This is a genomic window from Rouxiella sp. T17, assembly GCF_036663475.1.
In the GTDB taxonomy this organism is placed as follows: Bacteria; Pseudomonadota; Gammaproteobacteria; order Enterobacterales; family Enterobacteriaceae; genus Rouxiella.
The window spans coordinates 1-22,822 of the sequence record NZ_JAWUEA010000038.1 but is presented as its reverse complement, the minus strand read 5'-3'; the positions used below and the strand labels follow the sequence as shown (position 1 = coordinate 22,822).

At 53.7% G+C, this 22,822-nt stretch carries 21 protein-coding genes and 2 tRNA genes; 22 read left to right on the top strand and 1 reads right to left on the bottom strand.

Annotation, left to right across the window (positions count from 1 at the left end):
* Positions 1-159 precede the first annotated feature (159 nt).
* The 13 genes from cysG to rpoS all read left to right on the top strand — a co-directional run bounded on the left by cysG (position 160) and on the right by rpoS (position 11,480).
* A complete protein-coding gene (cysG, locus tag SC206_RS16610; RefSeq protein WP_332738817.1) occupies positions 160-1,584 on the top strand; it encodes a siroheme synthase CysG in 1,425 nt (474 codons plus the stop codon).
* A 9-nt stretch (positions 1,585-1,593) separates the two neighbouring features.
* Positions 1,594-2,502: a sulfate adenylyltransferase subunit CysD gene (gene cysD / locus SC206_RS16605; protein WP_332738815.1), complete on the top strand. Its 909-nt coding sequence runs from the start codon at positions 1,594-1,596 to the stop codon at positions 2,500-2,502.
* A gap of 12 nt (positions 2,503-2,514) precedes the next feature.
* Positions 2,515-3,942, top strand: a complete 1,428-nt coding sequence (cysN, locus tag SC206_RS16600) for a sulfate adenylyltransferase subunit CysN (RefSeq protein ID WP_332738813.1) — start codon at positions 2,515-2,517, stop codon at positions 3,940-3,942.
* A gap of 2 nt (positions 3,943-3,944) precedes the next feature.
* Positions 3,945-4,550, top strand: a complete 606-nt coding sequence (gene cysC / locus SC206_RS16595; protein ID WP_332738811.1) for an adenylyl-sulfate kinase — start codon at positions 3,945-3,947, stop codon at positions 4,548-4,550.
* Between the two features lie 90 nt (positions 4,551-4,640).
* Positions 4,641-4,976, top strand: coding sequence for a DUF3561 family protein (locus tag SC206_RS16590; RefSeq protein ID WP_332738809.1), 336 nt, complete (start codon positions 4,641-4,643; stop codon positions 4,974-4,976).
* 139 nt (positions 4,977-5,115) lie between these two features.
* Positions 5,116-5,445, top strand: coding sequence for a cell division protein FtsB (gene ftsB, locus SC206_RS16585; RefSeq protein ID WP_332738807.1), 330 nt, complete (start codon positions 5,116-5,118; stop codon positions 5,443-5,445).
* The gene (gene ispD / locus SC206_RS16580) at positions 5,442-6,161 is read left to right on the top strand and encodes a 2-C-methyl-D-erythritol 4-phosphate cytidylyltransferase (protein WP_332738806.1); all 720 of its coding nucleotides are present in this window, start codon (positions 5,442-5,444) and stop codon (positions 6,159-6,161) included. Before ftsB ends, ispD begins: the two co-directional genes overlap by 4 nt.
* Positions 6,161-6,634 (top strand): 2-C-methyl-D-erythritol 2,4-cyclodiphosphate synthase, encoded by a 474-nt coding sequence (ispF, locus tag SC206_RS16575; protein ID WP_332739163.1) that lies wholly within the window; start codon positions 6,161-6,163, stop codon positions 6,632-6,634. The genes ispD and ispF overlap by 1 nt, the downstream gene beginning before the upstream one ends.
* A 3-nt stretch (positions 6,635-6,637) precedes the next feature.
* A complete protein-coding gene (gene truD, locus SC206_RS16570) occupies positions 6,638-7,684 on the top strand; it encodes a tRNA pseudouridine(13) synthase TruD (RefSeq protein WP_332738804.1) in 1,047 nt (348 codons plus the stop codon).
* Positions 7,685-7,759: 75 nt separating this feature from the next.
* A complete protein-coding gene (surE, locus tag SC206_RS16565; RefSeq protein ID WP_332739161.1) occupies positions 7,760-8,527 on the top strand; it encodes a 5'/3'-nucleotidase SurE in 768 nt (255 codons plus the stop codon).
* Entirely contained in the window at positions 8,517-9,143 is a 627-nt protein-coding gene (locus tag SC206_RS16560) for a protein-L-isoaspartate(D-aspartate) O-methyltransferase (protein WP_332738803.1), read from the top strand. The genes surE and SC206_RS16560 overlap by 11 nt, the downstream gene beginning before the upstream one ends.
* A 258-nt stretch (positions 9,144-9,401) precedes the next feature.
* Positions 9,402-10,430, top strand: a complete 1,029-nt coding sequence (gene nlpD, locus SC206_RS16555) for a murein hydrolase activator NlpD (protein ID WP_332738801.1) — start codon at positions 9,402-9,404, stop codon at positions 10,428-10,430.
* A 51-nt stretch (positions 10,431-10,481) separates the two neighbouring features.
* The gene (gene rpoS, locus SC206_RS16550) at positions 10,482-11,480 is read left to right on the top strand and encodes an RNA polymerase sigma factor RpoS (protein ID WP_332738799.1); all 999 of its coding nucleotides are present in this window, start codon (positions 10,482-10,484) and stop codon (positions 11,478-11,480) included.
* 223 nt (positions 11,481-11,703) lie between these two features.
* On the opposite strand, the gene mutS is transcribed toward rpoS, so the two are convergent.
* Entirely contained in the window at positions 11,704-14,259 is a 2,556-nt protein-coding gene (gene mutS, locus SC206_RS16545) for a DNA mismatch repair protein MutS (protein ID WP_332738798.1), read from the bottom strand.
* A gap of 451 nt (positions 14,260-14,710) precedes the next feature.
* Between mutS and SC206_RS16540 the strand changes: the two genes are divergently transcribed.
* The 9 genes from SC206_RS16540 to SC206_RS16500 all read left to right on the top strand — a co-directional run bounded on the left by SC206_RS16540 (position 14,711) and on the right by SC206_RS16500 (position 22,820).
* Complete coding sequence (locus SC206_RS16540) at positions 14,711-15,052, top strand: zinc ribbon domain-containing protein YjdM (RefSeq protein WP_332738796.1); 342 nt, start codon at positions 14,711-14,713, stop codon at positions 15,050-15,052.
* Between the two features lie 174 nt (positions 15,053-15,226).
* Complete coding sequence (mltB, locus tag SC206_RS16535; protein WP_332738794.1) at positions 15,227-16,297, top strand: lytic murein transglycosylase B; 1,071 nt, start codon at positions 15,227-15,229, stop codon at positions 16,295-16,297.
* Positions 16,298-16,704: 407 nt separating this feature from the next.
* A complete protein-coding gene (gene pncC / locus SC206_RS16530) occupies positions 16,705-17,199 on the top strand; it encodes a nicotinamide-nucleotide amidase (RefSeq protein WP_332738792.1) in 495 nt (164 codons plus the stop codon).
* A 129-nt stretch (positions 17,200-17,328) separates the two neighbouring features.
* Positions 17,329-18,393 carry a recombinase RecA gene (recA, locus tag SC206_RS16525; RefSeq protein ID WP_332738790.1) on the top strand — a complete coding sequence of 355 codons (1,065 nt, stop codon included), beginning with the start codon at positions 17,329-17,331 and terminating at the stop codon, positions 18,391-18,393.
* A 219-nt stretch (positions 18,394-18,612) separates the two neighbouring features.
* A complete protein-coding gene (gene recX / locus SC206_RS16520) occupies positions 18,613-19,113 on the top strand; it encodes a recombination regulator RecX (RefSeq protein WP_442976119.1) in 501 nt (166 codons plus the stop codon).
* A gap of 138 nt (positions 19,114-19,251) precedes the next feature.
* Positions 19,252-21,879 carry an alanine--tRNA ligase gene (gene alaS / locus SC206_RS16515; protein ID WP_332738786.1) on the top strand — a complete coding sequence of 876 codons (2,628 nt, stop codon included), beginning with the start codon at positions 19,252-19,254 and terminating at the stop codon, positions 21,877-21,879.
* A 255-nt stretch (positions 21,880-22,134) separates the two neighbouring features.
* Complete coding sequence (gene csrA, locus SC206_RS16510) at positions 22,135-22,320, top strand: carbon storage regulator CsrA (protein ID WP_013574027.1); 186 nt, start codon at positions 22,135-22,137, stop codon at positions 22,318-22,320.
* A 325-nt stretch (positions 22,321-22,645) separates the two neighbouring features.
* A tRNA-Ser gene (locus SC206_RS16505) sits at positions 22,646-22,738 on the top strand.
* An 8-nt stretch (positions 22,739-22,746) separates the two neighbouring features.
* A tRNA-Arg gene (locus SC206_RS16500) sits at positions 22,747-22,820 on the top strand.
* Positions 22,821-22,822 lie beyond the last annotated feature (2 nt).

Here is a 22,822-nt window from a genome sequence, read left to right as displayed (position 1 = left end):
GATTTAGCAGGCTAATAAACAATTTACCGTTTTCTCAAAATAAGTTTTTTAAGCCCTATATTCCATATTGGAACTAATCATTCCATTTCGTCATTTCATCCGGCTAGCGGCTACGCCGTATAGTTATATTATCGATATGCTTAGCATAAAAAGGTTGTTGTGGACTATCTCCCTATATTTGCCGACCTGAAACAACGTCCGGTACTGGTTGTTGGCGGCGGCGAAATCGCTGCGCGCAAAATTGATCTGCTGCTGCGTGCAGGCGCGGAAGTACGAGTAGTGTCGCAATCGCTCTCTTCAGAGGTTGAACATCTGCACCAGACGGCGGCCATTCACTGGCTGGCGACGGCGTATCACGCCGATCAGCTCGACGACGTCTTTCTGGTGATTGCGGCGACCGACGACACCGTGCTCAACGCGCAGGTTTATGATGACGCCAACGAGCGCCGCGTGCTGGCTAACGTGGTCGACGACCAGCCAAAGTGCTCGTTTATCTTCCCGTCGATCGTCGACCGTTCACCTATTGTGGTCGCCATTTCGTCCAGCGGCACTGCGCCCGTGCTGGCGAGAATGCTGCGCGAAAAACTCGAAACGCTGCTTCCGGCGAGCCTCGGTAAAATGGCAGAAATTGCCGGCAGCTGGCGCGAGCGCGTCAAGCAGCGTTTTAACTCGATGTCGGCCCGCCGACGTTTCTGGGAACAGGCCTTTGACGGCAATTTTGCTTCATTAACCGCTGGGGGGCAGTTTGATGAGGCAGAAAAGTCGTTACAACAGCTAATGGATGCACCGGACGACGCGACGCATCGCGGTCTGGTGACGTTGGTTGGGGCGGGTCCCGGCGACGTCGGTTTGCTGACGCTGCGCGGTTTGCAGGTTATGCAGCAGGCCGATGTGGTGCTCTACGATTATCTGGTCAGCGATGAAGTGCTGGATCTGGTGCGCCGCGACGCCGAGAAAATCTGCGTCGGCAAGCGCGCCGGAAATCATCTGGTGATGCAGGAAGAGACCAACCGTCTGCTGGTCGAGCTGGCGTCGCAGGGCAAAAAAGTGGTCAGGCTGAAAGGCGGTGATCCGTTTATCTTTGGTCGCGGCGGCGAAGAGCTTGAAGTGGTCGCGGCGGCCGGTATTCCTTTCCAGGTGGTGCCGGGTATTACGGCAGCGGCGGGGGCAACGGCCTATGCCGGTATTCCGCTGACTCACCGCGAGCGCGCGCAGAGCGTGATGTTTATCACCGGCCAGATTCGCACCGACGGCGACGGTTTGCAGTGGTCCGAACTGGCACGCGGTCAGCAAACGCTGGCGATTTACATGGGCGCGATGAAAGCCGCCGAAATAAGTCACCAGCTGATTTCTCACGGCCGTTCGCCCGAGACGCCGGTAGCGGTGATTTCGCGCGGGACGCGTCACGACCAGCAGGTTCGCGTCGGCACGTTACAAAATCTTGAACAATTAGCCCATCAGGCGCCGTCTCCGGCCCTGCTGGTGATCGGTGAGGTGGCAGAACTTCATCATAAACTCGCCTGGTTTGGGCATCATCCAGAGACTGCCGGCGCACAACGCCCGACGGTCGTGAATTTGGCTTAAGGATCTGATATGGACGAAAAACGACTGACCCACTTACGACAGCTGGAGGCGGAAAGCATCCATATCATCCGCGAGGTTGCGGCTGAATTCGCCAACCCGGTGATGATGTACTCCATCGGCAAAGACTCCTCCGTGATGCTGCATCTGGCGCGCAAGGCGTTCTTCCCGGGCACGCTGCCTTTCCCGCTGCTGCACGTTGATACTGGCTGGAAATTCAAGGAGATGTACGAATTCCGCGATCGCACCGCCAAGAATTACGGCTTCGAATTGCTGGTGCATAAAAATCCGGAAGGCGTGGCGATGGGCATTAACCCATTCGTTCACGGCAGCGCCAAGCACACTGACATCATGAAAACCGAGGGGCTGAAGCAGGCGCTGAACAAATACGGTTTTGATGCGGCCTTCGGCGGCGCGCGTCGTGACGAAGAGAAATCCCGTGCCAAAGAGCGTATTTATTCGTTCCGCGATCGCTTCCACCGCTGGGATCCAAAAAACCAGCGTCCTGAGCTGTGGCACAACTACAACGGCCAGATTAACAAGGGTGAAAGCATCCGCGTGTTCCCGCTCTCCAACTGGACCGAGCTGGATATCTGGCAATATATCTATCTGGAAAATATCGAGATTGTTCCGCTTTACCTCGCCGCGCCGCGTCCAGTGCTTGAGCGCGACGGCATGCTGATGATGATCGACGACGAGCGCATCGACCTGCAACCGGGCGAAACAATCGAAGAAAAAATGGTGCGATTCCGTACCCTCGGCTGCTGGCCGCTGACCGGCGCAGTGGAGTCTGAAGCGCAAACGCTGCCGGAAATCATCGAAGAGATGCTGATTTCCACCACCAGCGAGCGTCAGGGCCGCGCTATCGACCGCGATCAGGCAGGTTCGATGGAGCTTAAAAAGCGTCAAGGGTATTTCTAAGGAGCACGGACAATGAATAACGCAATTGCACAACAAATCGCCGAGCAGGGTGGCGTCGAAGCTTACCTGCACGCACAACAGCACAAAAGTCTGCTGCGCTTTCTGACCTGCGGCAGCGTTGACGATGGCAAAAGTACGCTGATTGGCCGTCTGCTGCACGATACCCGTCAGATTTATGAAGATCAGCTCTCTTCGCTGCATAACGACAGCAAACGTCACGGCACGCAGGGCGAAAAAGTTGACCTCGCGCTGCTGGTTGACGGTTTGCAGGCCGAGCGCGAGCAGGGCATCACCATCGACGTGGCCTATCGCTATTTCTCGACTGAAAAACGCAAGTTTATCATCGCCGATACGCCGGGACACGAGCAGTACACCCGCAATATGGCGACCGGCGCGTCGACCTGTGATTTGGCTATTTTGCTGATCGACGCGCGTAAAGGCGTGCTCGACCAGACCCGCCGTCACAGTTTTATCGCTACGCTGCTGGGCATTCGTCATCTGGTGGTGGCGGTGAACAAGATGGATCTGGTCGATTACAGCGAAGAGGTGTTTGAGCAGTTCCGTCAGGATTACCTGACTTTCGCCGAGCAGCTGCCGACTGACTTGGATATCAAATTCGTGCCGCTTTCTGCTCTCGAAGGTGACAACGTTGCCACCGAAAGCCAGAAAATGCCGTGGTATCACGGGCCGACGCTGCTCGACGTGCTCGAAACCGTCAACGTGATTAATATCCGCGAGCAGCAGCCGATGCGTTTCCCGGTGCAATACGTTAACCGTCCAAACCTCGATTTCCGCGGTTATGCCGGTACGCTGGCCTCGGGTTCCGTACGCGTTGGTCAGAAAATCAAGGTGTTACCGTCGGGCGTGGAGTCAACGGTGGCGCGCATCGTTACTTTCGACGGCGACCTGCAGGAAGCCTGGGCCGGTGAAGCGATTACGCTGGTGCTGGACACCGAAGTCGATATCAGCCGTGGCGACACGCTGGTCGACATCAACGAAACCCTCAAGCCGGTGCAAAACGCCAAGGTTGATGTGGTGTGGATGGCCGAGCAGCCGTTGAGCGTCGGGCAAAGTTATGACATCAAGGTGGGCGGCAAGAAATCGCGCGCGCGCGTTGAAAACATCGAGTATCAGGTTGAAATCAACTCGCTGACGCAGCGCGTGGTCGACAGCCTGCCGCTCAACGGCATCGGTTTGGTCGAGCTGGCCTTCGATGAGCCACTGGTGCTTGATAACTATCAGGAAAACGCGGTAACGGGCGGAATGATCTTTATCGATCGCCTCTCTAACGTGACCGTCGGCGCGGGTCTGGTGCGTGAAGCGCTGGAAGATGTTTATCAGGAGAAAAGCGCTTACAGCGATTTCGAGCTGGAATTCAACGCGCTGGTTCGTCGTCACTTCCCGCATTGGGGCGCGCGCGACCTGCTGGGTGGCAAATAGCTATGGCGCAGCAGGACGAAAATATCGTCTGGCATCCGCACGCCGTAACGCGTACGGATCGCGAAGCGCAGCACGGGCATCAGGGCGTGGTGCTGTGGTTTACGGGGCTTTCGGGCTCCGGTAAATCGACGGTGGCGGGCGCGCTGGAGCAGGCGCTGTTCAGCCTTGGCGTCAGCACTTATCTGCTAGATGGTGACAATGTAAGACACGGTTTGTGTCGTGATCTGGGTTTTTCCGATGACGATCGCCGTGAAAATATTCGTCGCGTCGGCGAAGTGGCGAAGCTGATGGTGGATGCCGGTCAGGTGGTGTTGACCGCCTTTATCTCGCCGCATCGTGCCGAGCGCGACATGGTGCGTGAGCTGTTGAATGACGGGCAGTTTATCGAGATTTTTGTCGATACGCCGCTGGCTATCTGCGAGGCGCGTGACCCGAAAGGTCTCTATAAGAAAGCGCGTGCGGGCGAGCTGAAAAACTTCACCGGCATCGACTCGGTTTACGAGCCGCCGTTGCAGGCTGACGTTCATCTGCAAGGTGAACAATTAGTAACACATTTGGTGCCGCAATTATTAGCCGTGCTGCGCCAGAGAGGTATCATCAACTCCTGAATGTAGCCGACAAAACGCCGCCGAATCTGTGACTCTGCGGCGTCATTGTCAGCCACTAACTCTTGGCGACATGAGAACAGGAGTCGAGCCATGCAAACCTTAAGTCAGATCTTTATCGACCTCACCCGCAAGAAGCCAGAGCCGCAGGATAGGGAAGAACCGTCCTATTCGATGCTGGGTGGCTGCACGGGGTTTGTCTCCTTTTGGCTGGCGTTTGCAATTCCGTTTATGGTTTACGGCTCTAATACGCTGTTTTTCCTGCTTTATACCTGGCCGTTTTTTATCGCGCTGCTGCCTGTTTCTGTTTTAATCGGCATTGCCTTCAGCATGCTGTTTGGCGGAAGTCTATGGAAAACGCTGCCGCTGACCGGTTTGTCGGTCATCTGCCTGTTCTGGGCAATATTTTCCTTTCTTTCGGGCTGGTAAAACCGCGCTTACCCTGCCTTTCTGCTGGCTAATCAGCCAATTTTCTACCCACACTCCTAATCTCTGCGTCAATTTCCCCTTCACTGTGGAGTAACTGTGAAAGTTGTGGGATGATTGAGCGGCTTTTTCAGGGGGCGGAATGGGCAAATTAACGCTGTTATTATTGATTATACTTGGCTGGCTACAGTATTCGCTGTGGTTGGGTAAGAACGGTATTCACGATTACGTGCGGGTTAACGACGATGTTGAGGTCCAGCAGGGCAGCAACGTTAAGCTTAAATCACGCAACGACCAACTCTTCGCAGAGATAGACGACCTTAACGGGGGTCAGGAGGCGATTGAGGAACGCGCACGCAACGAGCTAGGCATGATTAAGCCTGGCGAGAGTTTCTATCGCCTTGTGCCAGACCAAAACAAGCGCACACAGGCTTCAAATTCCACGCAAGCAAGAACCAATAATAATCCATGAGTCATCCAGCCGTTTCCCCGGCTGATATCGTCGCGGTGTTACCCGCCGCCGGTATTGGCAGCCGCATGCAAAGCGAAATTCCCAAACAGTATTTGACCATCGAGGGCAAAACCCTGCTCGAGTACGCGATTGGCGCGCTGTTACGCAGCCCTCGAGTGCGGCAGGTGATTGTCGCGATCGGCCCGCATGACCGCTTCTTCGCGCAACTTGCGCTGGCGAACGATCCCCGCGTTAACGTCGTGATAGGCGGCGCTCAGCGTGCCGATTCGGTGCTGGCGGGCCTAAAACAGGCCGGCGAGGCTGATTGGGTACTGGTTCACGACGCGGCGCGGCCCTGTTTGCATCTCGACGATCTCAATCGCCTGCTGGCAATCAGTGAAACCAGCAAGGTCGGCGGTATTCTGGCGGCACCCGTGCGCGACACCATGAAACGCGGCGAGCCGGGCATCGAAAAAATTGCCCACACGGTTGACAGACAAGACCTGTGGCACGCGCTGACGCCGCAGTTTTTCCCGCTGGATTTACTCAAAAGCTGTTTGATTCGCGCGCTGGATGAAGGCGCGACGGTCACCGACGAAGCCTCGGCGCTGGAGCATTGCGGTTATCATCCGCAGCTGGTGGCCGGAAGATCCGATAATATTAAAGTTACCCGTCCAGAAGATCTGGCACTGGCAGCATTCTTTTTAACTCAGTTGCACCAAGAGGAGAGCGCATGATGCGTATCGGTCACGGTTTTGATGTTCATAAATTTGGTGGCGAAGGCCCTCTGGTGATCGGCGGCGTGCGCATTCCTTTCGACAAAGGATTGTTGGCGCACTCCGACGGCGACGTGGCGCTGCACGCGGCCACCGACGCGCTGCTTGGCGCGGCGGCGCTGGGCGATATCGGCAAACTGTTTCCCGACACCGATCCCGCCTATAAAGGTGCCGACAGCCGCGAGCTGCTGCGCGAAGCCTATCGCCAGATTCAGGCCAAAGGCTATCGTCTCGGCAATCTCGACATCACCATCATTGCGCAGGCGCCTAAAATGCTGCCGCATATTCCACAGATGCGCGTGTTTATCGCCGAAGATCTGGGCTGTCACATGGACGACGTCAATGTGAAAGCGACCACCACCGAGAAACTGGGCTTTACTGGCCGTGGTGAAGGCATCGCGTGCGAAGCCGTTGCCTTGTTAATCAAGGATTAAGCCGTGGATATGAATAATCTGACCTGGCTGTACGGCAAGCCGGTTTCTAACGGCACGCTGAAAGCCAATGCAGAAGATTTCATCGTTGAAGAAGATCTCGGCTTTGAACCTGACGGCGAGGGCGAACATCTGCTGGTGCGCATCCGTAAAACCGGCTGCAACACGCAGTTTGTGGCCGAGCAGCTGGCGCGCTTCGCGGGCGTGCATCCGCGTTCGGTAAGTTACGCCGGGTTGAAAGATCGCCACGCGGTAACCGAACAGTGGTTTTGTGTGCATCTGCCGGGCAAAGAAAATCCGGATCTGGCCAATTTCCAGCTTGAAGGCTGCGAAATCGTGCGTTTTGCGCGACACCTCAAGAAAATGCGCATCGGCACGCTGAAAGGCAACCGCTTTACGTTAGTGTTGCGTAATCTGACCCACTTGGCCGATATGCAGCAGCGACTGGAACAGATTAAAACGCAGGGCGTGCCGAACTATTTTGGCGTGCAGCGCTTTGGTCGCGGCGGCAATAATCTGGTGCAGGCCGCGCGTTGGGCGCGTGATGAAATCCGCGTTAAAGAACGTCCGAAACGCAGCTTCTATCTTTCTGCCAGCCGCAGCGCGCTGTTTAATATCGTTGCCAGTGAACGTCTTGCCAAAAATCTCATGGGCGAAGCGCTGCTCGGCGATGCGTTACAGCTTAGCGGACGCGGCAGCTGGTTTGTGGCCAAAGAAGAGGAGCTAGAGTCGGTGCAGGCGCGCGTGGCGCAGGGCGAACTGCTGATTACCGCACCGCTGCCGGGCGATGGCCCGCTGGGCTCGCAGCTAGCCGCCGAAGAATTTGAGCTAAGCTGTATTGCTGAGCAAACCGATCTCCTGTCGCTGCTTAAACGCGAACGTGTAGACCCTGCGCGGCGCGCGATCATGCTGCATCCGCAAGATCTTGCGTGGCACGCAATCGACGCCACCACGCTGGAGCTGAAATTCTGGCTGCCGGCAGGCAGTTTTGCCACCAGCCTGGTGCGCGAACTGATGGGACAGGAAGCGGGCGACGCCGACATTAGCGAGTAATCGCCCGTTGCGGCCTGTTGACATGAGTGTCTCATCACGACAAGCCAGACCCGATAAGTAAGAGGCATGACACCTTTGATACGGATATTGTTGAGTAATGACGATGGCGTAACGGCACCCGGCATTCAAACGCTGGCGGCCGCGCTGCGCGAATTTGCCGACGTGACGCTGGTCGCGCCTGACCGCAATCGCAGCGGCGCGTCCAATGCCCTGACGCTGGATTCACCTCTGCGGGTACACACTTATCCCAACGGCGACACGGCGGTTATCAACGGCACGCCAACCGACTGCGTTTATCTCGGCGTGAATTCGTTGATGAGTCCGCGGCCCGACGTCGTGGTGTCGGGCATTAACGCCGGGCCAAATCTCGGCGACGATGTTATTTACTCCGGCACCGTGGCGGCGGCGATGGAAGGGCGGCATTTAGGTTATCCCGCGCTGGCCGTCTCGCTGGACGGGCATCAACATTACGCCACGGCGGCGGCGATCACCTGCCGTCTGCTGCGCATGCTGGCAAATGAGCCGCTGCGTACCGGCCGTATTTTGAATGTGAATGTGCCTGATTTGCCGCTGGAAGAGATTAAAGGCATCCGGGTTACGCGCTGCGGAAGCCGTCATCCCGCCGATAAAGTCTTTCGTCAGCAGGATCCGCGCGGCCATGACATGTACTGGATTGGCCCGCCGGGCGAAAAGTTTGATGTCGCGCCGGATACCGATTTTGCCGCCGTGGCGCAGGGCTACGTTTCGATTACGCCTCTGCACGTTGATTTAACGGCTTACGCCGCGCAGGATATCGTGAGTTCGTGGTTAGCCAAAGCCGAGGTGAACGGGCATGGTGATTAAGCCGATGTACAACCTGCTGGAGCAGCTTAAAAAACAGGGCATCTCGGATGAGAAGCTGCTGCACGCGATTGAAACCGTGCCGCGCGAACGCTTTGTCGACGAGGCTTTCCAGCATCAGGCTTATGAAAACACGGCGTTACCTATCGGCCTCGGCCAGACCATTTCGCAGCCTTATATCGTGGCGCGCATGACCGAGCTGTTGCAGTTGAATCCGCAGTCTCGCGTGCTGGAAATTGGCACGGGTTCAGGTTATCAGACAGCGATTCTGGCGCATCTGGTCGAGCACATCTTCTCGGTCGAGCGCATTAAAGGGCTGCAATGGCAGGCAAAACGCCGCCTGAAACAGCTGGATTTGCACAACGTCTCTACTCGTCACGGCGACGGATGGGAAGGGTGGCCGTCTCGTGGCCCTTTTGACGCGATTATTGTTACCGCCGCACCCCCCGAAATCCCTCAGGCTTTACTCGCCCAGCTCGCAGAAGGCGGCGTGCTGGTCTTGCCCGTCGGCGAGCAAAATCAGACTTTGCAACGTATTCAACGACGTGGCAAAGACTTTATCATCGAGAATATCGAAGCCGTGCGTTTCGTTCCTTTAGTCAAAGGCGAGCTTGCCTAAAGACCCGTATTTCGCGCGTTCGGACATTAAATCCTTAAAAATTAAATACAACTGATTTATGGTGATAACGTTGCGTTGTTGATAGCATTCACTACAGTTTTTTACTGCCACAGTTTTTTAAACTATCGCCATCAGGCCAAAACCGCGTACTCAGCACATTACCATGCTGTGTTTTGTCGACAGCCGATTTTACTGTCAAGCCAGACCGCGTCTGGCCTGAGCCGCGATAGATTCTGATATTGCCGTCATGGGGGAGTTATGAGCACCGGAAGCCAAATCAAGACCTTTAGCCGCCTCGCGGTATGTACATTTGTTGGCGCCTGGCTCGCGGGATGCTCCAATAATGCCTCGACTACTGCGCCAATAAGCAGCGTTAATGGCGGCGGAGGCATGCTGACACGCCCTTCAGGGGGTCAGATTACTCCGAATTCTAGCGATAATGCCCCAATGATCAACGCTCAGGGACACATCGTTTATAACCGTAGTTACAACAGTATCCCCAAGGGCAGCTACAACGGCAGCACCTATAAAGTTAAGCGCGGCGACACACTTTTCTATATTGCCTGGATTACCGGTAACGACTTCCGAGACCTTGCCGCGCGCAATAATATCGCTGAACCTTACGGTCTTGAAGTCGGACAATCGATTCAGATCAACAACGTATCGCAAACGGCGAGCTCTGGTGGAATGTTAGCCAGCACCGACGCCACCCGCGGCGGCGTGCCGAAAGCGCCGTCGAGCGGAATGATGCAGGGTACAGTGGTTGCATCTCAACCAACTACCACGTATTCTGAAAGTTCAAGTAAACCAAATGTAGGTAAGATGTTGCCTACTGCTGGCGTTGTCACGACAACAACAGCACCGGTTACCGCCCCTAGTACTGTCGTCGCAACCACTACCAATAATGGCGGCCCTATTTCCTCTTGGAGATGGCCAACTGACGGCAAAATTATCGATAATTTCTCAGCTTCCGAAGGGGGAAATAAAGGCATCGATATCGCGGGCTCGCGCGGACAGGCCGTCTTGGCTACCGCAAGTGGTCGCGTCGTTTATGCCGGTAATGCACTGCGGGGTTACGGTAACCTGATCATCATTAAACATAATGATGATTACTTGAGCGCCTATGCACACAACGATTCAATGCTGGTCCGGGAACAACAAGAAGTGCAGGCGGGACAAAAAATAGCGACCATGGGTAGCACCGGAACCAGTTCAGTAAGATTACATTTTGAAATTCGTTACAAGGGGAAATCCGTAAACCCGCTGCGTTATCTTCCGCAGCGATAAGCCGAGCAGAGTCACCGATTCTGCTCTTGGGACCACGGGTAGGAGCAGCTTATGAATCAGAATACGCTGAAAATTAACGAGTTACATGATGATGTAGATTTCGACGAGAACAGCGCTGAAGCCTTTGACGAAGAGAAAGTCACCGTCGAGGAGTCTGTTGACAACGACGCTTCTGAAGCAGAAGAAGAGTTATTGTCGCAGGCTGTAAGCCAAAGAGTGCTGGATGCAACTCAACTGTACCTTGGTGAAATCGGTTATTCGCCTCTGTTAACAGCAGAAGAAGAAGTCTTTTTTGCTCGACGTGCACTGCGTGGAGATGTTCCGTCTCGTCGCCGCATGATTGAAAGTAACCTGCGTCTGGTAGTTAAAATTGCCCGCCGCTACAGTAACCGCGGCCTGGCACTGCTGGATCTGATTGAAGAGGGTAACCTCGGCCTGATCCGTGCAGTCGAAAAATTTGACCCTGAGCGCGGCTTTAGATTTTCCACCTACGCAACCTGGTGGATTCGCCAGACGATTGAACGGGCTATCATGAACCAAACCCGTACTATTCGTTTGCCGATTCACATTGTTAAAGAATTGAACGTTTACCTGCGTACTGCACGTGAATTGGCACACAAGCTCGATCACGAGCCAAGTGCTGAAGAAATTGCAGAGCAGCTCGATAAGCCGGTCCACGACGTAAGTCGTATGTTGCGCCTGAATGAGCGAATTACCTCTGTTGACACCCCATTGGGCGGTGACTCCGAGAAAGCGCTGTTAGATATTCTGGCCGATGAAAAAGAGAATGGTCCGGAAGACACCACCCAAGACGATGACATGAAACACAGCATCGTTAAGTGGTTGTTCGAGTTGAATGCCAAGCAGCGTGAAGTCCTGGCGCGTCGTTTCGGCCTTTTAGGTTACGAAGCAGCAACCCTTGAGGACGTTGGCCGCGAAATCGGTCTTACGCGTGAACGTGTTCGTCAAATTCAGGTTGAAGGCTTGCGTCGCCTGCGAGAAATCCTGCAGGGACAAGGTCTGAGCATTGAAGCGTTGTTTCGTGAATAACTAATCTTCAATAGAGATCGGAACGACGAAGGCAAGTTTTGCACGGATCTTCGTCATTCCGATAGTTATCGAAACAAACAAAAAAGGTGGGCATATGCCCACCTTTTTTATTACGTTCAATTGTATTGTACACAACACAAAATCAATTATTCATTCACTCAATTACAATGAAACCATGATCTCGACGAGACCATGGCGTTAAGTCATTGGTAACTTTCTTTAATTAAACCATCGCCTTAAGGCGGTAAATCCATTCCAGCGCCTGTCGTGGCGACAACGAATCGGCATCCAGTGCTTCGAGTGCTTCAACCGCAGGCGAGGTTTCTTCGCTTAGCAACGGCAGCTGTGGACCATCAACTTTACTCGCCGCCGCGTTGTTCGACAGGGTTTCCAGCTCTTTAAGCTTCTGTCGCGCACGTTTGATAACTTCTCTCGGCACGCCCGCCAATGCAGCAACCGCCAACCCGTAACTTTTACTCGCCGCGCCTTCCTGCACGCTGTGCATAAAGGCAATCGTATCGCCGTGCTCAATGGCATCGAGGTGAACGTTTACCGTGCCTTCCATTTTCTCGGGCAGCGTAGTCAGCTCGAAATAGTGGGTAGCAAACAGCGTCATCGCCTTGATTCGACTGGCAAGATTCTCGGCGCAGGCCCACGCCAGCGACAGACCGTCGTAGGTTGAGGTGCCACGGCCAATTTCGTCCATCAGCACCAGACTGTTTTCAGTGGCGTTATGCAGAATATTGGCCGTTTCGGTCATTTCAACCATAAAGGTGGAGCGACCAGAAGCGAGATCGTCTGCTGCGCCGACGCGCGTAAAGATACGATCGATAGGGCCGAGCGTTGCCTGATCCGCCGGCACGTAGCTGCCAATGTGCGCCATCAGCGTAATTAGCGCCGCCTGACGCATATAAGTACTCTTACCGCCCATGTTCGGGCCGGTAATAATCAGCATTCTGCGCTGTGGCGACATGGCGAGCGGGTTGGAAATAAACGGCTCTCGCAGCACCTGTTCGACCACCGGATGGCGACCGCCCACAATATTAATGCCCGGCTTTTCGCTCAGCATCGGACAGCAATAATTCATGGTGTAGGCGCGCTCGGCAAAGTTGTTCAGCACGTCGATTTCGGCCAGCGCCGCTGCGCTCAGCTGCAACGCCGACAGGTGCGGCATCAGCAAATCAAACAGCTCTTCATACAGCGCTTTTTCGAGCGACAGGGCTTTGCCTTTTGAGGTCAGAACCTTGTCTTCATACTCTTTCAACTCGGGAATAATATAGCGCTCGGCGTTTTTCAACGTCTGACGACGAACGTAATGGATTGGCGCGAGATGACTTTGCCCACGGCTAATCTGAATGTAATAACCGTGAACGCCGTTAAAACCAACCTTCAAGGTGTCGAGGCCCAGCTTTTCACGCTCGCGGATCTCGAGACGATCGAGGTAGTCGGTGGCGCCATCGGCCAGCGCGCGCCATTCGTCCAGCTCGGCATTGTAGCCAGGCGCAATCACGCCGCCGTCGCGAACCAGCACCGGCGGCGCCTCAATAATCGCGTGTTCGAGCAGGGCAATCAGCTCGTCAAACTCGCCCGCCTGTTGCACCAGCGTTTGAATATGCGGCACGTCGACAGGTTGTAGAATCTCACGGATTTCAGGCAGCTGTTGCAGCGCATGGCGCATGCGGGCCAAGTCACGCGGACGGGCGCTGCGCAGCGCAAGTCTAGCCAGAATACGCTCGAGGTCACCCACCTGACGCAGCACCGGCTGCAATTCGGCGGTTAAATCTTGTAGCGCACCGACGGCCTGCTGGCGATGGCCCAACACGCTGAAGTCGCGGGTGGGCATGTGGATCCAGCGTTTAAGCATGCGGCTGCCCATCGGCGTCACACTGTGGTCGAGAATGGCCGCCAGCGTGTTTTCGATTCCACCGGCAAGATTCTGCGTCAGCTCGAGATTACGGCGCGTTGCGGCATCCATAATAATGCCGTCCTGCTGGCGCTCCATCGTCACACCACGAATGTGCGGCAGCGAGGTGCGTTGCGTATCTTTCACGTATTGCAGCAGACAACCTGCGGCGCGCAACGCCTGCGTAGCCTGCTCGACGCCGAAACCGCTGAGGTCGCGGGTGCCAAATTGCAGGTTCAGCTGCTGGCGCGCAGTTTCGAGCTCAAACTCCCAGATAGGGCGACGACGCAGGCCGCGACGGCCGTCGATTAATGACATCGTCTCGAAGGTTTCGGGATAGAGCAACTCGGCCGGATTGGTGCGCTGAATTTCGGCGGCCATGGTTTCGAGGTCGGAAGGCTGCGCGACGCGGAAACGGCCCGAGCTGATATCTAGCGTGGCGTAACCAAACCCGCGGGCATCTTGCCAAATCGCCGCCAGCAGATTGTCCTGACGTTCGCTGAGCAGCGCTTCGTCACTGACGGTGCCGGGCGTAACAATACGCACGACTTTACGTTCGACCGGCCCTTTGCTCAGCGCAGGGTCGCCGACCTGTTCACAGATTGCCACCGACTCGCCGAGATGAACCAGCTTGGCCAGATAGCCTTCAACCGCATGATAGGGCACGCCCGCCATCGGGATAGGTTCGCCGGCAGAAGCGCCGCGTTTGGTCAGTGAGATATCCAGAAGCTGCGAGGCCTTTTTGGCATCGTCGTAAAACAGCTCGTAAAAATCGCCCATCCGATAGAACATCAGGATTTCAGGATTCTGCGCCTTCAAACGCAGGTACTGCTGCATCATTGGGGTGTGGGAATCTAAATTATCGCTATTACTCATGCGCTTGGTTTCTTATTTGTTTATACGTAATGTTTTTATGAGGTCGGCCGGCAGTCGAAAGAGTGGGGCGCTGCATTGAATTCCGTCAGGCGTGACGCTCATGAAAATCGAATTAATTGCGTGAATTCAGAGAGCTAATACTCAGGTTCAGCATTGAAAACTTGTGCTGCCAGTTCCTGAGATCTGTAATGCTAGCCCTTGAATTTTGTGACGCCAGCCTTTGAATTTTATGACGCCAGCCCTTAAATTTTATGACGCTATAGTAGCCCAAGCACGGGAAAACTGACACCCCGTAAACTGGAATGCACCTCGAGGAATTGGCAAGAAATTCCCACTTAACCGCCACGGTATTTTTAACCCGTGTAAAGCGGTACTATATAGGCTGACAAACCTTGTGGTCTTTAGATGGCAGGGTTTTAGCTTATTTTATTAATAATTTTAAGAGGTTATCGTGCAACCATTACCACATTGTCCAAAATGCAGTTCCGAGTTTACCTGGCAAAATGGCGAACAATTTAATTGCCCAGAATGTGGGCATGAATGGTCAGCCACGGAAAATGCCGCGGCGGATGAGCAAGGGCTGGTGGTTAAGGATGCCAACGGTAACCTGCTTGCCGACGGGGATTCGGTGACGGTAATCAAAGATCTCAAAGTCAAAGGCAGTTCAACGCCGCTCAAAATAGGCACCAAAGTTAAAAGTATTCGTTTAGTCGAAGGCGATCATAACATTGACTGCAAGATCGACGGTTTTGGGCCGATGAAGCTGAAATCCGAATTTGTGAAGAAAAACTAAGACTTTTGTGCGGCATGATGTGAATAAAAAGAGAGCCAGTGCATTACGCCGCTCTCTTTTTTTGCGTCTTGAACCCTGCCTATTAATTGAATTTTTCTAAACATTCCTTTCGTTCGCCTTGAACAATGCATTAACATGTCGATCCAATTTTTTGTATTGCCATACGGATATCTGATGCGTTATTTGACTACCCTTCTGCCTCTGGTTGTCCTGCTTTCCGCATGTAGCAGTACGCCTAAAAACAGTCAAAATGTGCCTACCGGCGGTTTTTTACTTCCTCCTCCGGCGCAAAACCAAAATGCTTTCTTTGCGAGCGGTGATTTTTCGAATAATACCGCTGCCAATGCCTTTATCGACAAGATGGTGCGCGTGCACGGTTTTGATCGCGAGCAGTTGCACAACACGCTGAGTCAGGCTAAAAGGCTGGACTGGGTGTTGCGCCTGATGGATAGACAAGCCCCGACCGGGCAACCGCCTTCAGGACCTTATGGTGCCTGGGTTCGCTATCGCGCCAAATTCATTACGCCGGATAACGTGCAGAACGGCGTGCTGTTCTGGGATCAATATCAAGACGCGTTGCAGCGTGCTTATCAGCAATACGGCGTGCCACCGGAAATTATCGTGGGCATCATTGGCGTTGAAACGCGTTGGGGCAGGGTGATGGGTAAAACGCGCATTATCGACGCGCTAGCAACGCTGGCCTTTGATTATCCACGTCGCGCCGACTATTTTGCCAGCGAACTGGAAACCTTCCTGCTGATGTCTCGTGCTGAAAATGACGATCCACTGGCATTGCGTGGTTCCTTTGCGGGCGCGATGGGTTACGGCCAATTCATGCCTTCGGCGTTCAAACAGTATGCCGTTGATTTCGATGGCGACGGACACGTTAACCTGTGGGATCCGATTGACGCTATCGGCAGCGTCGCGCATTACTTCCAGGGCAATGGCTGGGCGAGTGGCGAGCCGGTGGCGGTTCAGGCAAGCGGTCAGGCGCCGGGTCTCGAAAACGGCTATCAGACCAAATATTCGGTTTCCACGCTCTCTTCGGCAGGCTTGATGCCGCTCGGCTCGCTTGGCGGATATCAGCAGGCCAGCCTGTTGCGTCTCGATATGGGCACCAGTTATCAATATTGGTATGGCTTGCCAAACTTCTATGCGATTACTCGCTACAACCACAGCACGCAATATGCGATGGCCGTGTGGCAGCTGGGTCTGGCGGTCAAGCAGGCGCGCACCGGCCTTTAACGGTCTTTTAGCGTTAAGTAAATTCTTAACGTTAAGTAGGTTCTTAGCGTTAGGTAAATAGGGTTAAGTAAACCTCAGCATTAATTGCACCTGCACCTTAATACGATAATTAAAGATGGCGGCCATAAGATTGAGCCGCCATTTTTTTGCCCACTTTTCTGCATCACTTTCAGCTATCCAGATTTACCTCGCCAACATCTCATAACAGCACAGAATTCAACAGGCCTTCAGGCTTGATTTTGCCGATTATCGTCCCCATTTGAGAGACGTATCGAAAGAATATTGTTAGCGCGTTGAGGGTGTTGCTTATGTTCTGGCGATGCCTCGAAGATTGTTGTCGAGGAGAGTGAATCTCGCTCAGGAAGTGCTAACATTGCCTGAGTTGATCCTACGTTGCGGAAGAATCCATGACCGAAAAAAAATTGCATCAGCTCAGTATTGAGGTGGGCGCGGCCCTGAAAGCGCGCGACCTGTGGGTCACCTGCGCCGAATCCTGCACGGGTGGCTGGGTAGCAAAAGCCATTACCGATGTTGCCGGCAGCTCTGCCTGGTTTGACCGCGGTTTTGTCACTTATAGCAATGCGGCAAAGCGCGAACTGCTGGATGTTTCCGACTCAACGTTAAAAGAGTTTGGCGCCGTCAGTGAAGAAGTCGTGCGTGAAATGGCGCGCGGTGCCCGCTATGCCGCCGGAGCGAATCTTGCCGTGTCTATCAGCGGTATTGCGGGTCCAGATGGCGGCAGTGAAGCAAAACCGGTGGGCACCGTCTGGTTCGGCTTTGCCAACAACGACGGGCGCATCTATGCCTGCAAACAGGTTTTTTCCGGTGACCGTGAAGCCGTTCGCCTGCAAGCCGCTGTATTTGCGCTGCAAACGCTTCTCGACGAATTTTTAGTAAAATAGACTTGATACTGTATGCGTATACAGTATAATTACTGTCAATTACCTGTATGTGTACTGTGCATCCAAACAACAACATTCAGTGACAAAGGCGTGTGGTGACACACATCGGCGTTACGCGAAGGAGTAAAAATGGCTATTGATGAGAACAAGCAAAAGGCGTTAGCTGCGGCACTGGGCCAGATTGAAAAGCAATTCGGTAAAGGCTCCATCATGCGCCTTGGCGAAGATCGCTCCATGGATGTTGAAACGATCTCCACCGGCTCTCTGTCTCTGGATATCGCGTTGGGCGCAGGCGGCTTGCCTATGGGCCGTATCGTCGAAATTTACGGACCGGAATCTTCAGGTAAAACCACCCTGACGCTGCAGGTTATTGCTGCCGCGCAGCGCGAAGGTAAAACCTGTGCGTTTATCGATGCCGAGCACGCGCTCGACCCAATCTATGCCAAGAAACTCGGCGTAGACATCGACAACCTGCTGTGTTCGCAGCCGGACACCGGTGAGCAAGCGTTGGAAATCTGTGATGCCCTGACTCGTTCAGGCGCGGTTGACGTTATCATCGTCGACTCCGTTGCAGCACTGACGCCGAAAGCAGAAATTGAAGGCGAAATTGGTGACTCTCACATGGGCCTCGCGGCACGTATGATGAGCCAGGCGATGCGTAAGCTGGCCGGTAACCTGAAAAACGCCAACACGCTGCTTATCTTCATCAACCAGATCCGTATGAAAATCGGTGTGATGTTCGGTAACCCGGAAACCACTACCGGCGGTAACGCACTGAAGTTCTACGCCTCTGTACGTCTTGATATCCGTCGTATCGGCGCAATCAAAGACGGCGATGTCGTGGTCGGTAGCGAAACGCGCGTTAAAGTTGTGAAAAACAAAATTGCTGCACCGTTTAAGCAGGCTGAATTCCAGATCATGTACGGTGAAGGTATCAACATCAATGGCGAGCTGGTCGATTTGGGCGTTAAGCACAAACTGATCGAGAAAGCCGGTGCATGGTACAGCTACAACGGCGACAAAATCGGTCAGGGTAAGGCGAATGCCAGTAACTTCCTGAAAGAAAACCCGAAAGTGGCCGCTGAAATCGACAAGAAACTCAGAGATATGCTGTTGAGCGGCACCGGTGAGCTTAGCGCCGCCGTGACTGCCGAAAATCTGGATGACAATGCTGAGACCAGCGAAGAGTTTTAATCCTCTACGCCAAGCCCGCCGGTAGCCATGTTTTACCGGCAGGTTTACAAGCTTGTCCCCCTCAAAAAAACAGCCCTTTATCCGGCTGTTTTTTTGCATTTTAAGGAAAAGGAAACAGGCATGACGCAGGACAACGAACAGTACGATGCACCTTCCTCGCTGTTTTCGACCACTGAAGACGATCGTGCAAAGAAACTTAATAATCTGATTGCTCGCGCGATGCGTTTATTGGGTCAACGCGATCACGGTGAAGCCGAGCTGCGCCGCAAACTGCTCACCCCACCGCAGCCTTTCAGCCGACCTTCATCCTATAAAGCTCGTCAAAATCAGGAAGCACGCAAGCCCGCCACACCTAAAGAGCCGGAAGAGATCTGCCCGGAACAGGTCGAGCAGGTCATCGCCTACTGCTACGAACATGGTTGGCTCGACGACGCCAAATTTGCCGCGCGTTATATTTCCGGTCGCAGTAATCGAGGATTAGGCGCTCAGCGTATTCGCTCTGAATTGACGCAAAAGGGTGTCGATAAAGAAGTCATTGCCGAAGCGTTAGAAAATGCGGAAGTAGACTGGTGTACTAAAGCCTATGAATTGGCGACGCATAAATTCGGTCAGCCTTTGCCAACGGAATGGAAGGAAAAATCGAAAGTTTTGCGTTATTTGCTCTATCGCGGTTTTTTCCAGGAAGAAATTCAGTCTATTTATCGTGATTTTGAGGATTGAACGCATACTGGATTTTACTTCCCAGCGAAGAAATTTTATCTTATCCCCACTTTTTGTTCGTGAGCGACAAAGTAAGCTGGACGTAATCACGCTAATCTTGCTCACGGGCCGACCTTTTAGCCTTATTCCGGGACATTTATGAGCAAGAGCACCGCTGAGATCCGTCAAGCGTTTCTCGATTTCTTCCATAGTAAGGGACACACTGTTGTCGACAGCAGCTCACTGATCCCTACCAACGATCCGACATTGATGTTTACCAATGCCGGGATGAACCAGTTCAAAGACGTTTTCCTTGGCATGGACGACCGCGATTATCAGCGCGCGACCACGTCACAGCGCTGCGTGCGCGCCGGTGGCAAACACAACGACCTTGAAAACGTTGGTTATACCGCGCGTCACCACACCTTCTTCGAGATGCTGGGTAACTTTAGCTTTGGTGACTACTTTAAAGAAGACGCCATCAAGTTTGCCTGGGAGCTGTTGACCGGTGAAAACTGGTTTAACCTGCCGAAAGAAAAACTCTGGGTTACCGTTTATGCCACTGATGACGAAGCCTTCGATATCTGGGAAAACCAGATTGGCGTGCCGAAAGAGCGCATTATTCGCATCGGTGACAACAAGGGCGCGCAGTACGCTTCCGACAACTTCTGGCAGATGGGCGATACCGGTCCTTGCGGCCCGTGCTCCGAAATCTTCTTCGATCACGGCGACCACATCTGGGGCGGACCTCCGGGCAGCCCGGAAGAAGACGGCGATCGCTACATCGAGATCTGGAACTTAGTCTTCATGCAGTTCAACCGTCAGGCCGATGGCACAATGCTGCCACTGCCGAAACCGTCGGTTGATACCGGAATGGGTCTTGAGCGTATTACCGCCGTGCTGCAACACGTCAACTCCAACTACGACATCGATCTGTTCCAGACACTGATCACCGCCGTAGCGAACGTGACCGGCGCGACCGATCTGAACAATAAATCGCTGCGTGTTATTGCCGACCACATCCGCTCGTGTGCATTCCTGATAGCGGATGGCGTGATCCCTTCAAACGAAGGTCGTGGTTACGTGCTGCGTCGCATCATTCGCCGCGCGGTGCGTCATGGCAACATGCTGGGCGCGAAAGAAGCCTTCTTCTATAAGCTGGTGGCACCACTGATTCAGGTCATGGGTTCTGCAGGCGCAGAGCTTGCGAAACAGCAGGCTAACGTTGAACAACTGCTGAAAACTGAAGAAGAGCAGTTTGCCCGTACTCTGGAGCGCGGTTTGGCGCTGCTGGATGACGAGCTGGCTGCACTAAAAGGTGACACGCTGGCAGGCGAAATCGTCTTCCGCCTGTATGACACTTTTGGTTTCCCGGTCGATTTAACCGCCGACGTGTGCCGTGAACGCAATCTGAAGATTGATGAAGCGGGCTTCGAAACTGCAATGGAAGCTCAGCGTAACCGTGCTCGCGAGGCCAGCGGCTTTAGCGCTGACTACAGCAGCATGGTGCGTGTCGATGGCGCGACCCAGTTCTCGGGCTACGACCACGTGCAACGTCAGTCAAAAGTTGTCGCGCTGTTTGTTAACGGCCAGCAGGTTGATGAGATTCAGGCCGGAGAAAGCGCGATTGTCATTCTTGACGATACGCCATTCTACGGCGAGTCAGGGGGTCAGGTTGGCGATAAAGGCGTATTGAAAACTGCCGCTGGCGAGTTCGCCGTGAGCGACACGCAGAAATACGGTAAGGCAATCGGCCATCAGGGCGTTCTGAGCGCCGGTAAGCTTAGCGTTAACGACAGCGTAGAAGCCGACGTTGATGCTGTTCGTCGTGACCGCATCCGTCTGAACCACTCTGCAACTCACTTGCTGCACGCCGCGCTGCGTCAAATTCTGGGCACGCACGTTGCACAGAAAGGCTCGCTGGTTAACGATCACTACCTACGTTTTGACTTCTCTCATCCAGAAGCGATGAAAGCAGAGCAAATTCGCCAGGTCGAAGATTTGGTCAATGCCCAAATTCGCCGTAACCTGCCTATCGAGACCAACATCATGGCCCTCGAAGACGCGAAAGGTAAGGGCGCAATGGCGCTGTTCGGCGAGAAGTACGAAGACCACGTGCGCGTGCTGTCGATGGGTGACTTCTCAACCGAGCTGTGTGGTGGCATTCACGCGAGCCGTACCGGCGACATTGGCCTGTTCCGCATTCAAAGCGAATCAGGCACGGCGGCAGGTATTCGTCGTATCGAAGCCATCACCGGCGACAACGCAATTGCTGCGCTGCATCAGCAGAGCGATTTGCTGCAAGACGTGGCTCAGCTGGTTAAAGGTGACGTTAACAGCGTGACCGACAAGATTCGCGGCCTGATTGAACGTTCGCGCCTGCTTGAGAAAGAGCTGCAGCAGGTGAAAGATCAGCAGGCGGCGCAGGAAAGCGCGTCACTGTCTGGTCAGACTGTTGATGTGAAAGGTGCTAAGCTGCTGGTTAAGCAGTTGGATAACGTCGAGCCGAAGATGTTGCGTACCATGGTCGATGACCTTAAAAATCAGCTAGGTTCTGCCATTATTGTGCTGGCGACCGTCGCGGAGGGTAAGGTTAGTCTGATTGTTGGTGTGACAAAAGATTTAACCGATCGCGTTAAAGCGGGTGAATTGATCGGTACGGTCGCTTCGCAAGTTGGCGGCAAAGGCGGCGGTCGTCCTGACATGGCTCAGGCGGGCGGCACCGATGCACAGGCGCTTCCTGCGGCCTTGGCCGGTGTAGAAGCCTGGGTAGCCAGCAAGCTGTAGTCTTAAATTCAGTAATTGTGAAAACGCCATAATCTCTTGTCTGTTATGGCGTTTTCAGTCTTTATGACCGGTAAAATCTCACTATTTACGTCACGGCTCTGTCGATTTCGGCTAAACTAAAGATCACTCACAGCTAATGTATTGAGCTGCCGTACATTTTATGTGGAGGTCATGGCTTACGTTTTTACAGCTTATAATAGATAATGACTGTGAAACTGAGAGACCCGACTCTTTTAATTATTCAAGGAGCAAAGAATGCTTATTCTGACTCGCCGAGTTGGTGAAACCCTCATGATTGGCGATGAGGTGACTGTTACCGTTTTAGGTGTTAAAGGTAATCAGGTGCGTATTGGTGTTAACGCACCAAAAGAGGTCTCTGTTCACCGCGAAGAGATCTACCAGCGCATTCAGGCTGAAAAATCTCAACAGACGAGTTATTAATTTATCAGGCGTCTCGTTTTTGGCGAGGCGCTGATGAACTTTTACCGTCCTTTCCCCGTTTTACTCCTCTCTCTTGCCCTCTTTTCGAAAATAATCTTCCCGACATTGCTTTCTTGCCGCCTGCTTTTTTCTGAGTAAACCTCGCATTTTAAGGTTTAAGAGGACTATTTTGCCGGTAATCTGCGCAGGTTGAGTGGGAATTGTCCAAACAAACAATTCTTTGGGAAAAAGGGTTTGACTTATATGCCCGGGAAAGTAATATGTGCGCCACGCAGTGCCGATGAGCTTAAACAAAGTTAGTCAGCACAATTCGAAAGAAGCGTATGGTGAGGTGGCCGAGAGGCTGAAGGCGCTCCCCTGCTAAGGGAGTATGCGGTCAAAAGCTGCATCCGGGGTTCGAATCCCCGCCTCACCGCCATTTAAGATGCACCCATAGCTCAGCTGGATAGAGTACTCGGCTACGAACCGAGCGGTCGGAAGTTCGAATCTTCCTGGGTGCACC